The 13213-nt window shown below is 65.8% G+C and carries 9 protein-coding genes; 6 read left to right on the top strand and 3 right to left on the bottom strand.

The window, feature by feature from the left end; all coding sequences use genetic code 11:
* Positions 1 to 278 precede the first annotated feature (278 nt).
* The gene (locus ISO4_RS03345; RefSeq protein ID WP_194855152.1) at positions 279 to 2159 is read right to left on the bottom strand and encodes a choice-of-anchor I family protein; all 1881 of its coding nucleotides are present in this window, start codon (positions 2157 to 2159) and stop codon (positions 279 to 281) included.
* Positions 2160 to 2228: 69 nt separating this feature from the next.
* Positions 2229 to 2864 (bottom strand): TetR/AcrR family transcriptional regulator, encoded by a 636-nt coding sequence (locus ISO4_RS03340; RefSeq protein WP_194855151.1) that lies wholly within the window; start codon positions 2862 to 2864, stop codon positions 2229 to 2231.
* Positions 2865 to 3025: 161 nt separating this feature from the next.
* Here ISO4_RS03340 and ISO4_RS03335 point away from each other — a divergent pair, with 161 nt between their 5' ends.
* The 3 genes from ISO4_RS03335 to ISO4_RS03325 all read left to right on the top strand — a co-directional run bounded on the left by ISO4_RS03335 (position 3026) and on the right by ISO4_RS03325 (position 8621).
* Complete coding sequence (locus ISO4_RS03335; RefSeq protein WP_194855150.1) at positions 3026 to 6316, top strand: carboxyl transferase domain-containing protein; 3291 nt, start codon at positions 3026 to 3028, stop codon at positions 6314 to 6316.
* A gap of 503 nt (positions 6317 to 6819) precedes the next feature.
* Complete coding sequence (locus ISO4_RS03330; RefSeq protein WP_194855149.1) at positions 6820 to 7953, top strand: aminotransferase class V-fold PLP-dependent enzyme; 1134 nt, start codon at positions 6820 to 6822, stop codon at positions 7951 to 7953.
* Positions 7954 to 8165: 212 nt separating this feature from the next.
* The gene (locus ISO4_RS03325) at positions 8166 to 8621 is read left to right on the top strand and encodes a DUF2147 domain-containing protein (protein ID WP_194855148.1); all 456 of its coding nucleotides are present in this window, start codon (positions 8166 to 8168) and stop codon (positions 8619 to 8621) included.
* 4 nt (positions 8622 to 8625) lie between these two features.
* Here the strand turns inward: ISO4_RS03325 and ISO4_RS03320 are convergent, their stop codons facing one another.
* Positions 8626 to 9246 (bottom strand): TetR/AcrR family transcriptional regulator, encoded by a 621-nt coding sequence (locus ISO4_RS03320; RefSeq protein WP_194855147.1) that lies wholly within the window; start codon positions 9244 to 9246, stop codon positions 8626 to 8628.
* Positions 9247 to 9326: 80 nt separating this feature from the next.
* On the opposite strand from ISO4_RS03320, the gene ISO4_RS03315 reads away from it, so the two are divergent.
* The 3 genes from ISO4_RS03315 (at position 9327) to ISO4_RS03305 (ending at position 13127) form a co-directional block, all read left to right on the top strand.
* Positions 9327 to 10172 (top strand): SDR family NAD(P)-dependent oxidoreductase, encoded by an 846-nt coding sequence (locus ISO4_RS03315; RefSeq protein WP_142949821.1) that lies wholly within the window; start codon positions 9327 to 9329, stop codon positions 10170 to 10172.
* 29 nt (positions 10173 to 10201) lie between these two features.
* Positions 10202 to 11131 carry a ferritin family protein gene (locus ISO4_RS03310; RefSeq protein ID WP_142949822.1) on the top strand — a complete coding sequence of 310 codons (930 nt, stop codon included), beginning with the start codon at positions 10202 to 10204 and terminating at the stop codon, positions 11129 to 11131.
* A gap of 274 nt (positions 11132 to 11405) precedes the next feature.
* Entirely contained in the window at positions 11406 to 13127 is a 1722-nt protein-coding gene (locus ISO4_RS03305) for a flavin-containing monooxygenase (RefSeq protein ID WP_194855146.1), read from the top strand.
* Positions 13128 to 13213 lie beyond the last annotated feature (86 nt).

Below are 13213 nucleotides of genomic sequence, written 5' to 3'. Positions count from 1 at the left end.
AAGGTTGACCTTAATCGGCGCGCCATGCAAGCGTTTCCCCCGGGGGCGCCGCCTTCGGGCCCGTAAAGTGTAACCTGTATGACCGTTGGCCGTAGAGCGGACCGCGCCTTTCAAGGAAGCGGAAGGCTAACGTCCGCGCCTTGGCGGCCGCGTGAAGGCGTGTTTACCCGCAAGACTGCCGTGGCTGGGCCGCCGGGTCCAGTTTTCCGGGCCCGGAAACGAAGAACGCCCGGCGTGCCGTGGCACGTCGGGCGTTCGGGGTGGCGTGTTGGGAAGGGTCAGTCGCGCAGCGCTTCCACTTCGTAGACGGCGGTAGTGCCGCTCACTTCGTAGCCCACCACCAGCAGCGCTTTGTCGTTGGGGGAGTCGGAGGCGGGGATGAACACCAGGCCTTCCGGGCCCAGGTCGCCGGCGCTGGCCAGCACCGATTCGGTGTCCTCGGTGACCCAGTCCTCGCGGCTGTTCAGGTAGTCCTGCATCACCGGCGCGGTCGGGTCGGTGATGTCGTAGACCAGAATGCCGCCCATGCGCTCCAGGCCCAGGAACAGGAAGGTCTTGCCGCCCAGGGTGCCGATGGTCAGGCCTTCCGGCTCCGGGCCCTTGGCGTCGCTGCGGCTGTCGAAGGCGCTGCCCTCGTCGTGGCCGCTGTTGAAGTAGTCGGCGCAGGGAATGTTGCGCTGCGCGCCGGCCATGCACTCATCGCTGGCAGTGAACTGCTCGATGGCGTCGCCGGAATCCCACACCAGGGCGCCTTCGGCATCCCAGATCGCGAACGAGCGGCCGCCGTAGGCGTACAGGGTGTCGTACATGATGCGGTCACCGGCCGGGTCTTCCACGCCGGCGGCGGTGAACATCACCGGGTCGCCGTTGCTGTCGGTGCGGTAGCCTTCCGTCCAGGTGATGTTCAGGCGGCCCAACACGTCGTCCTCGCGGCAGTCGCCCGGATCGCCGTCCACCGCGCCGCAGTAGCCGAAGGTGGTGGGGTTGAGCAGGCCGCCGGCGCCCAGGGCGCGCAGCTGAGGCGGCAGGTCGTCGCCGCAGCGGCGGTCGAAGCCGTCGGCGTGCACCAGGTGCTTGACCCGGAACTCTTCCACGAAACCCTGGCTGGCATCGCCGGCGCAACCCGCGCCTTCGGTACCCCAGTAGGCATCGTTGTCCTCGCCCCAGGCGCGAGCGTCGCCCTCGTTGGCGGTGACCAGATAGGTGTCGCCGCCGGCGCTGTAGGCGTGGATGGCGTCCGGCAAGTAAAGACCGACCACGCCGTCGAAGGTGCGGATGTTGATCACGCCGTCGTCATCGCTGGCGTCGATGGCGTTGCCGTCCTGGCTGATGTCTTTGGTGCCGAGTGGTAGGAGAGGTTCGGTCACCGTGGCGCTGGCTATGTCCACTTTGGCGAGCGCGTTGTTTTCCTGTAGGACGACCCACGCTGTCGTACCATCGGCGTCCAAGGCGATGTATTCCGGCTCCAGGTCCTGGGCGGCGCTGGCGCCGGGCCCGTAGATTCGTACACCCTGGTCGCGCAGTTCGTCTTCCTGGCCGTTGAGGGCGGTGAAATCGGCGGTGGCGACCACCGGGTTCCGCGGGTCGCTGATGTCCACCACGCTCACCGAGCCTTCCGGATCCACGCTGTAGTCGTCGCTGGGCTCGCCTTCGTTGGCGGTCAGCACGTACTGACCGTCGGCGGTGAACGCGACCATGTCGGGCAGCGCGCCGACTTCGACAAAGCTGATCAGCTCCAGGGTTTCAGCGTCGTACAGTGCCATATAGCCGGCGTCGGTCTTGACCGGCGCCTGCACCGCGACCGCAACCAGACCGTCACGCACCGCCACGCTGTTTACTTCGGTGTTGGCGGCGATGTCCGAGGTGGTCAGGGTGTCCACCAGCGCCGGATTGGCCGGGTCGTTCATGCCCAGCACGTCGAGGGCGCCTTTCTGCGCGTTGACCACGAACAGGCGCCGGGTGCCGGCGTCGTAGGCGGGGATTTCCGCCGCGCTCTCATCGAACTGGCCGGTGCTGTAACGGCCCATGAAATTCAGTTTTACGCCGCTTACGGCGGGGGTGTCGGTGGACGGAACGGGATCGTTGTCGCTGTCGCCGCCGCAACCGGCGAGCATGGCGGCGGCAAGCGTGCCGGCGCCCAGGGCAAGCCAGAGTTTCATGTCAGCTCCTTGTCATTATCGGAAGGTCACCCTGGGTGTGTACCTTCCCGACATGACAGCGGCGTGACTTTAATGTGTCCCGTAGGCGGCGGCGATGGTGTCGCTGACCGCCTTGTAGTGGTCCAGCAGCTTGTCCAGGCCGCTGTGCTGCGTCAGCAAGGAGCCGAAATACCAGAGCGGGGTGATCAGCATCACCACCTGGCGCACCGGCGTGTCCGGGCGCAGTTCGCCGGCGCCGATCGCCAGCGTCACCGCATGGGCCACGTAGTCCTCGAAGTGGCGGGACATTTCGGAAATACCCGCCTGAATGCGCGGCGACAGCAGATGGTTCTCGAACCGGGCCCGCGCCGACAGGCTCCAGGGGTTGCGGCCCTTGGCGTCTTTGTTGAACTCGTAGAAGCGGCGTTCGCAGTCCTCGGCGGTGAGCCCGATGCGCTGACCCAGGGTCAGGCCGGGCTTGGCCCACACTTCCTGGAACTGCTCTTCCAGGCTGTCGAAGATCTCCTGGAACACCGCCTCGACAAGCGCGTTCTTGTTGCCGAAGTGGTAGTGCAGATTGGCCCGCGTGGTGTTCACCACCTCGGCGATGTCGCCGTAGCTGACATCGGCCAGGCCGCGCTGAATAAACAAATCGCGGGCCGCCTGTTTGATCCGCGTCTTCATCGGCGGCTGGCCCAATTGCGATTTTTTGTTCGGTCTGGCCAAGCGCCGGCTCCTCTCCTGTGCGTGTGGCAATTAATCTGGAAGTAAATAAAACCACTGTCAATGCTAATTGACGTGCAAGTCAGTATCTGGCTATGTTGCCCCTGACCCGGACGGCGCCTCGGCGTGTCGTACCCGCCCCAGAACAAGACGGACCCCGCTTCATGACCATTAAAAAGCTGCTCATTGCCAACCGCGGCGAAGTCGCCGTACGCATCGCCCGCGCCGCCGCCGACCTGGATATCGCCACCGTGGCGGTCTACCCCGCCGATGACGAACGGGCCCTGCACACCCGGGTGGCGGACCAGGCGGTGGCGCTGTCCGGCCAGGGCGTGGCCGCCTATCTGGACGGCGAGCAACTGGTGAAGGTGGCGCTGGAGCAGGGCTGCGACGCGGTGCATCCGGGTTACGGCTTTCTTAGCGAGAGCCGCGATTTCGCCGCCGCCTGCGCGGACGCCGGCCTGATCTTCGTCGGCCCGGACGCGGACACCCTGGCCCTGCTCGGCGACAAGGCCCGCGCCCGGGTGCTGGCGGAGGAGTGCCAGGTGCCGGTGGTGCCCGGCACCGGCGCCGACACCACCCTGGAGCAGGCAGAGGCATTCCGCGACGGCCTCGGTGACGGCGCCACCGTGATCGTCAAGGCGATCGCCGGCGGCGGCGGGCGCGGCATGCGCATCGTGGGCCCCGGCGACGATCTGGCCGAGGCGTTCAAGCGCTGCCAGGCGGAAGCCGGCGCCGCCTTCGGTAACGACGCCGTCTATGTGGAACGCTTTATCGACCGGGCCCGGCATATCGAAGTGCAGGTGCTCGGCGACGGCGGCGACGCGCCGGTCCACCTGTGGGAGCGCGAGTGCAGCCTGCAGCGGCGCAACCAGAAGCTGGTGGAGGTGGCGCCCAGCCCGACGCTCTCCGAGGACACCCGCCAGCAATTGCTGGACGCCGCCCTGCGACTGGCGGCGAAAGTCGGCTACCGCAGCCTGGGCACCTTCGAGTTTCTGGTGGACGCGGACGAAAGCCGCTTCGCCTTTATCGAAGCCAACCCCCGGTTGCAGGTGGAGCACACCGTCACCGAAGAGATCACCGGCGTGGACCTGGTGCAGGCGCAACTGAGAGTGGCCGGCGGCGCCTCCCTGGCGGACCTGGGCCTGACCCGCCCGCCGCAGCCGCTGGGCTTCGCCATGCAGCTGCGCGTTAATATGGAGACCATGGAAGCCAGCGGCGAGGCACGCCCCGCCGGCGGCACCCTGGCCACCTTCGAGCCGCCCACCGGCCCCGGCCTGCGCGTGGACACCTTCGGCTATCGGGGCTACCGCACCAGCCCCCACTACGACTCCCTGCTCGCCAAGCTGATCGTGCACGGCCGCGGTGACTACGCCACCACCGTGCGGCGCGGCTACCGGGCGCTGTGCCAGTTCCGTATCGAGGGCGTGGACACCAACATCGGCTTTCTGCAGAACCTGCTGCGCCGTGACGAGGTGACGGCGAACCACGTCTACACCCGCTTCGTCGACGATCACATGGCCGAACTGGTGGGCGAGGGGGAGCACCCGTCCCTGCATTTCGGCGCCGCCGAGGACACCGGCGCCGCCACCACCCGGGCGGCCGTTCAGGGGCCGGCGGACACCGAAGCGGTCACCACGCCGATGCAGGGCGTGGTGGTGGAGCTGATGGTCGATGAGGGCGACAGCGTCCGCGAAGGTCAGCCGGTGGCGTTCGTGGAAGCGATGAAGATGCAGCACCAGGTGGTGGCCGGCGTCAGCGGCACGGTGCGCCGGGTGGCGTTCGCGGTGGGCGACGCCGTCGGCGGCGGCGACCCCCTCTACTTTATCGAGCCCGGAGAGGTGGCCGGCGACGCCGACCAGGAAGCGGAAGAGATCGACCTGGACTACATCCGCCCGGATCTCGCCAAACTGCAGCGCCGTGACGCCCTGCTGCGCGATGAGCACCGCCCGGACGCGGTGGCCAAGCGCCGCAAGACCGGCCAGCGCACCGCCCGGGAGAACGTGGCGGCGATCTGCGACGCCGACAGCTTTATCGAATACGGCGGCTTCACCATCGCCGCCCAGCGCGCCCGCCGCTCACTGGACGACCTGATCCAGAACACCCCCGCCGACGGCCTGATCACCGGCATCGGCTCGGTGAACGGCGACCTGTTCGGCGAGGACAGGAGCCACTGCGCGGTGCTCGCCTACGACTACACCGTCCTGGCCGGCACCCAGGGCACCATGAACCACAAGAAGACCGACCGCATTCTGGAGATCGCCGAGCAGCAGAAACTGCCGGTGATCTTCTTCGCCGAGGGCGGCGGCGGCCGCCCCGGCGACACCGACAACGCCACCAAGGTGGCCGGCCTGGACGGCCCCAGCTTCCTGCAGTACGCGCGCCTCAGCGGCTTGGTGCCGCGCATCGCCGTGGTGTCCGGGCGCTGCTTCGCGGGCAACGCCGTGTTCGCCGGCTGCAGCGACCTGATGATCGCCACCGAGAACGCCTGCATCGGCATGGCCGGCCCGGCCATGATCGAAGGCGGCGGCCTGGGCTCTTTCAAGCCGGAAGAAGTGGGCCCGGTCTCGGTGCAGCGCGCCAACGGCGTGATCGATTGCGTGGTTAAGGACGAGGAAGAGGGCGCCGCCCTGGCCAAGAAGCTGATGGGCTATTTCCAGGGCGAGATCACCGACTGGACCTGCGAGGACCAGCGCTGGTTGCGCCGGGCGGTGCCGGAAAACCGCCTGCACGCCTACGACATGCGCCACCTGATTAACGTGTTCGCGGACACCGATTCCGTGGTCGAGCTGCGCCCGGATTTCGCCCCCGGCATGATCACCGCCTTCGTGCGCGTGGAGGGCCGGCCCCTGGGCCTGATCGCCAACGACCCGAAAGTGCTCGGCGGCGCCATCGACGCCGCCGGCGCCGACAAGGCGTCGCGCTTCATGCAGCTGTGCGACGCCTTCGGCGTGCCCATGGTCAGCTTCTGCGACACCCCGGGCTTCATGGTCGGCCCCGAGGAAGAAGAGACCGCCATGGTGCGCCACACTTGCCGCATGTTCGTCACCGCCGCCAGCCTCACCGTGCCGCTGTTCTCCCTGGTCACCCGCAAGGGCTACGGCCTGGGCGCCCAGGGCATGACCGGCGGCTCCTTCCACGCGCCGTTCTTCTGCGCCTCCTGGCCGAGCGGCGAATTCGGCGGCATGGGCCTGGAAGGGGCGGTGAACCTGGCCTACAAGAAAGAACTGGACGCCCAGGAGACCCCGGAGAAGCGTCAGGCGCTGTTCAACGAGCTGGTGGGCAAACTCTACGAGCGCGGCGAGGCCCTGAGCATGGCCGCCGCCCTGGAGATCGACACCGTCATCGACCCGGCCGACTCCCGCGCCTGGGTGCTGCGCGGCCTGCGCGCCGCCCCCGCCGGCGGCCGCGAACCCATCGCCGGCAAGCGCCGGCCGATGATCGACACGTGGTAGCTGCAAGCTACAAGCCTCAAGCTGCAAGCAGGCCGTGCTGGAGTAACGGCCGTGCCGCTGGCCGGGCGTCAGCAAGTTGCAAGTTGAAAGGTGAAGGCGGGGCGGCGGGCAAGGGCGATTCAGGATGCAGGATACAGGATACAACGCGGACGAGGTCTTAGAGTGCTGGCCGGCCGTGCGCCGCGCACGTTGCGCTTGCGCAATCCCAGCCTTGCGCAAAAGCAATAACCTGGGATCTCATTTAAGCCCTCCCTTGTATCCTGCATCCTGAACCCTGTATCGCCGCCACGGCACGGCCTCCCCGCAGGCACGGCCCCTTCAACTTTCAACTTGCTGCCGTCCTGGTTAGCAGCACGACCCCTCCGCCAGCACGGCCTGCTTGCAGCTTGAGGCTTGAAGCTTGCAGCCTGAGGCTTGCAGCCCGAGACTCACGCCTCTATAACAGCTACTCTGTCGCAAACCAATTGCCCTGTCGCAAACGAACTGAAGTCGGGAGAGTGCTTGTGTCTCAACTGGTGCCCGAGATAGACCCGGACGGTCTGCTCGAATACTCCGTGGTGTTCACGGACCGGTCGCTGAATCATATGTCCCAGGCGTTTCAGCAGGTGATGCGGGATATTTCCGCCACCCTGAAACAGGCCTACCACGCCGAGGCCGTGGCGGTGGTGCCCGGCGGCGGTACCTACGGTATGGAAGCGGTGGCGCGTCAGTTCGCCACCGGCAAGAAATGCCTGGTGATCCGCAACGGTTGGTTCAGCTACCGCTGGAGCCAGATTTTCGAGATGGGCTCGATCCCCGCCGCCGAGACCGTGCTAAAGGCGCGTCAGGTGGAGGGCGAGGGCGAGCCCGCACCGTTCGCGCCGGCGCCCATCGAGGACGTGGTGGCGGCGATCCGCGCCGAGAAGCCGGACCTGGTGTTCGCGCCCCATGTGGAGACCGCCGCCGGCCTGTTGCTGCCGAACGACTATCTGGAAGCCGTGGCCGAAGCGGTGCACGAGGTGGGCGGTTTGTTCGTGCTCGACTGCATAGCCTCCGGCGCCCTGTGGGTCGACATGAAAGCGCGCGGTGTGGACGTGCTGATCAGCGCGCCGCAGAAGGGCTGGAGCTCATCGCCCTGCGCCGCCCTGGTGATGCTGGGCGAAGAGGCCCTGCGCCGGCTGGACGACACCCAGAGCACCAGCTTCGCCGCCGACCTGAAGCGCTGGCTGGGCATCATGCGCGCCTACGAGGACGGCGGCCACGCCTACCACGCCACCCTGCCCACCGATGGCCTGGCGCGCTTCCGTGACATCATGGAAGAGACCCGCGCCCAGGGCTTCCCGGTGGTTCAGGCCCTGCAGGAAGAGCTCGGCGGCCGGGTGCGGGCGCTGTTCACCCGCTATGGCATTCAGAGCGTGGCGGCCACCGGCTTCCAGGCGCCCGGCGTGGTGGTCTGCTACACCGGCGACGACGGCCTGCACAACGCCAAGAAGTTTATCGGTGAAGGGCTGCAGACCGCCGCCGGCGTGCCGCTGATGTGCGACGAGCCGGACGACTTCAAGACCTTCCGCGTGGGCCTGTTCGGGCTCGACAAGCTCAACAACATCGAGCGCACCGTGGAAAACCTGGAGCAGGCGCTGGCGAAAATCCTCGGCTGAGGGCCGCCGCCGGTTCCGCTTTCCGCCCCCGCCGTTCGCGCGGGGGCGATTTGATCTTGTTTTAAGAACCCCACCCCGTTTCACCCCTCTAAAGTGACAGACAACAGGGTCGACTTTGTTTACTCTTTTGCGCTGCCCGCAATGTGCTCATAAATATTGCGCAGTGCAAAACCGTTGCCCCTAAAGACCGTTCTGAAGTAGAGGACTGAACCATGATCCGTGCCATCCTGATTACCGCCTTGCTGGCTTTCGGCGCCATCGCCTGGGCCGCCGGCGACGAAAACGCCATTGAAGGTATCTGGGAAACCGATACCGGCGGCTATGTGCAGATTCATAAAGAGGGCGACGCCTGGGTGGGCACCGTGGTGGGCTCGCGCAGCGGCGAAGCCCGCTACGACACCGAGAACCCGGACGAGAAGCTGCGCGGCCGCCGGTTGCTCGGCGTGACCGTGCTCAAGGGGCTGGAGTACGCCGGCGACAACGAGTGGGAAGACGGCAGCATCTATTCCCCGGACAACGGCAAAACCTACAGCGCCCGCGCCACCCTGACCGACGAGAACACCCTGGAAGCGCGCGGTTATCTGGGCATCAGCCTGCTGGGCCGCAGCCAGACCTGGCAGCGGGTGGACCGCGACGCCCCCAACCTGCATACCGACCTGCTGAAATAACCGCTCAGTCGGTGCCGCCCGCCCGTTGCAGCTCGCCGTCCACGAAGTGCGCGACCATGTCCCCCAGGCCGCGCACCAGGTCGTCGAAGGTGACGGTGGGGTTGGGCTCGGTGAGATAGCGAATCACCGTGAACACCCCACCGTTGATCATAATGAAGCCCATCGCCGGCAGGTTGCCCAGCCGCACCAGCTGCGGATGGTGCATCACGTACTTCATCAGCAAATCCATCAGCAGCCGGTTGATCGGCTCGATCTGATCGCGCGGCGCGAAGTAGGCGGCGTAGCTCATATAGCGCAGGTAACGGCCGTCGTCGCGCTCCAGTAAGTCACGGAACCGATAGAGCAGCTCCGCCACCAGCTCGCGGATGTCCATGCGCACCAGCGTGGGGATCAGCGGCCGCACCATGCCCACCACCTCCCGGACCATGTGCTCGTGCATGGCATCGAACACTTCTTCCTTGTTGGCGAAATACTCATAGAGCGACCCCACGCTGACCCCGGCGATATCGGCGATATGCCGGGTGGTGGTGTTTTCCACGCCGTTGCGGGCGAGCGAGATAAAGCCGGCTTCGACGATGGCGCCGACGGTGGCGTGGGCGCGCGGCTGCTGGGGTTTACGAGGCATATCCGAGTTGAATCCGAACAATTAGTCGGACTAAGTTGCCATTAATCAATGTCACGGTCAATTCGGCGAGGTTCGCCCTGATGCTCAGCAGCAAAGTGTTTACCAGTAACAAGCTCTCCAAAGGCAGCCGCGCCGTGGTTACCGGCGCCGGCAGCGGCATCGGCCGGGCGTTCGCGCTGGAGCTGGCGCGCCGCGGCGGCCGGGTGGTGTGCAGCGACCTTAACCCGGCCACCGCCACGGCCACCGCCGAGGCGATCCAGGAGCAGGGCGGCCACGCCCTGGCCGTGCCCTGCGACGTATCCGTGCTGGAACAGGTGGAAGCCCTGGCGGACCAGGCCCGGGAATGGTTCGGCGAAGAGCCCACCCTGGTGATCAATAACGCCGGCGTCGGCGCCGGCGGCAAGCCGGTGGGCGAGATCTCCATGGACGACTGGCACTGGGTGATGGGCGTCAATATGTGGGGCGTGGTGCACGGCTGCCACGTGTTCACCCCGCGCCTGCGCGCCGGCGGTGGCGGCGGCATCATCAATGTGTGCTCCACCGCCAGCTTCGCCGCCGCGCCCAGCATGGGCCCCTACAACGCCAGCAAGGCGGCGGTGCTGGCGCTGTCCGAAACGCTGGCGGCGGAAACCGCCGGCGCCGGCATCACCGTCACGGCGCTGTGCCCCACGGTGGTGAAGACCAATATTTTCCGCGACGGCCGCATCGACGATTCGGTGACGCCGCTGATGAACAAATGGGTGTCGCTCACCGGCGTGTCCGCCGAGGGCGTCGCCGCGACCACCCTGAAAGCCCTGGATAAGGGCCGTCTTTATGTGCTGCCGCAGGTGGACGCCCGCCTGATCTGGCGCGCCAAACGCTATCTGCCCGCCACCTACGCGCGCGGAGCCGGCCTGCTGAGCCGCTTCACGCTGGCCAAACCCTGAACCCCGTTCCGTACCGGAAGGAGACACGCATGGCTTCCATCGATCTCGAAAAAATGCTCGCCAAAGTCAAAGCCAGCCAGTGGGCCCTGGCGGACATCGACTGGGACGCTCCCGGCGCCGACAGGATCACCGCCGAGCAGTGGCCCAAGCTGAAAGCCTTCATGGCCGATCTGATGTGGATCGAGCACGTCGGCGCGCGCGGGTTCGCGGCCATGGCCAAGAAAGCGCCCAACGACACGCTCAAGGAAATCTACACCTACTTCCACGCCGAGGAGCAGCGCCACGCCAACGCGGAAATGGCGCTGATGAAGCGCTGGGGCATGCTCGACGGCGACAACATTCCCGAGCCCAACAAGAACCTGAAGCTGGTGATCCAGTGGCTGGACCGCTACAGCGACGACATGCCCCTGGAAGTGCTGGGCTCGGTGATTCCGATGCTGGAGATCGCCCTGGACGGCGCGCTCTGCACCTTCCTGCTGGAAACCGTGGACGACCCGGTGTGCCACCAGGCGTTCGCCAAGATCAACGACGACGAATCCCGCCACCTGGGCGTGGGATTCCACGTGCTGGAAATGCAGGGCCACGGTCCGCTCTACCTGAAGACCCTGAAAGCGCTGGGCACCATCGCCGACCCGCGTTTGATTCTTGGCGTCGCCTCCTATGTGCCGCTGCTCAACCGCATGCGCGACAACATCATCGAGATGGGCCTCGGCGAAGAGCGCCTCTACGCGGCGATGAGAAAGTTCGAGCGCATCGGCGGCCGCACCCAGGAAGGGCGCAACAACCCCTGGTACCAGATCATCAGCCGCCACGGCCGGATGGTGGTGAACCGCCGCAACCGCATGTACCACGCGCCGGTGGACGCCATGGTCAAGCTCACCGACCGCGTGCCGGAATGGGTGATGCCGTCCCGCGTGCCGACCTGGGTGAAGGGCATTACCTACAAACCAACAGCGTAACGGCCCGGAATTTCCCGGTACTACGGCAGCAAGATTGTGCGAGCTTGCTTGCAAGCGAAAGGCCGGCAACGCCGGCCGGCAAAGGTTGCCCCGCAGGATTCCAGAGAGGCTGTTTGTGCTGCCGTTAGGAAAGTCTCTGGGATCCCGCCGGGAGCTTCGCTCCCTTTCGCGGGCAAGGCCCGCTCCCACAGGGCCCGCTCCCACAAAGCCTGTTCCTACATCCGCTTGCCAAGCGATGACCCTTTCAATCCGATCTTTCAGCCAGTGAATTCCTATGAATGACGACACCCCCAACAGCAACGAAAGCCGTGTGGCGGACCAGCCTGAAGTGAAGGCGCAAGACAACGCGGCTAACAACGGCGCCGCTAAGAACGCCGCCGCCAAAGCGCCGCGCAAGAAAGCGGCGGCGAAGAAGGCCACCGCGAAGAAGGCGACAGCTAAAAAGGCGACGGCCAAGAAAGCCGCCGCCAGAAAAGCCCCGGCTAAAAAGGCCACCGTGAAAAAAGCGGCGCCCAAAAAAGCCGCCGCCAAGCGCCAGGCGAAGCCGGCCTCGGTGGTGATCGTGGGCGCCGGCTTTGCCGGGCTGGGCATGGCGATCCGGCTGAAGCAGGCGGGGGTCAATGATTTCGTGATTCTGGAACGGGGCGACCGCGTCGGCGGCACCTGGCGGGACAACACCTACCCGGGCGCCGCCTGCGACATTCCCTCCAATCTGTACTCCTATTCGTTCGCGCCCAACCCGGAGTGGTCGCGCAGCTTCTCCGGCAGCAACGAGATTCTCGATTACATCCACTATCTGGTGGACGAATTCGATCTGGAAAAACACATTCGCTTCAACTGCAACGTCACCGATCTGTCGTTCCAGGAGAAAGCCGGCCTGTGGGAAGCCACGCTGGAAAAAGGCGAGGTGGTGCGCGGCCGCACCGCGGTGATGGCCCAGGGGCCGTTGTCCAACGCCAGCTTTCCGAACATCGAAGGCCTGGAGGAGTTCGAGGGCAAGAAGATTCACAGCGCGCGCTGGGACCACGACTACGACTTCACCGGAAAGCGCGTGGCGGTGATCGGTACCGGCGCCAGCGGCATTCAAATTGTTCCGGAGCTGGTAAAAACCGTGGGCAAGTTGAAAGTGTTCCAGCGCACGCCGGGCTGGGTGGTGCCGCGTCCGGATTTCAAAACGCCGGACTGGCACAAGAAGTTGTTCAAGAAAGTACCCGCCAGCCAAAAGGCGGTGCGCCAGGCGCTGTTCTGGACCCACGAAACCATGGCCATGGCAGTGATCTGGAACTCGCCGCTGACCCGCGTGGCCGAGCGTCTCAGTCTGGCGCACCTGCATAACCAGGTGGAAGACGACTGGATGCGCCGGCAGCTGACCCCGGACTTCCGCATCGGCTGCAAACGGGTGCTGGTCTCCAACGACTATTACCCGGCCCTGCAGAAAGACAACGCCGAACTGATTACCTGGCCGATCGCGCGGCTGGCGCCAAACGGCATCCGCACCTCGGACGGCGTCGAGCACCAGCTGGATTGCATCGTGTTCGCCACCGGCTTCGACGTCAGCAAGAGCGGCACGCCTTTCCCGGTCAAGGGTCTGGACGGCCGCCGGCTGGACGAGGAATGGCAGGGCGGCGCCCAGGCCTACAAGAGTATTAACGTGGCCGGCTACCCGAATCTGTTCCTCACCTTCGGCCCCAACTCCGGCCCGGGCCATAACTCGGCGCTGGTGTATATGGAGTCCCAGCTCGACTATGCGGTGAAGGGCATTCTGCGCATCCTCGACGGCAATCTGAAAATGCTGGATGTGAAGGAAGACGTGCAGCAGCGTCATAACCAGCGCCTGCAAAAGCGCCTCGCCAAAACCAACTGGAACTCCGGCTGCAAGAGCTGGTACCTCACCGAGGACGGCTTCAACGCCACCATGTTTCCGGGCTTCGCCACCCAGTACCAAAGGCAGATGGCGCAGTTCGAGGAGCAGGACTATCAGCTGGTGCCTGCCTGAAGGGAGGATCGCGCCAGCGGATTGGCCGTAGCGACGACGGAACGGCCCACTCTGCACTTTCGGTGACGGGCGGGCGAAGGCATTAT

Origin of the sequence: Alloalcanivorax venustensis ISO4 (genome assembly GCF_015356855.1) — a bacterium.
Lineage (GTDB): Bacteria > Pseudomonadota > Gammaproteobacteria > Pseudomonadales > Alcanivoracaceae > Alloalcanivorax > Alloalcanivorax venustensis.
This window is presented reverse-complemented; position numbering and strand designations above follow the sequence as displayed.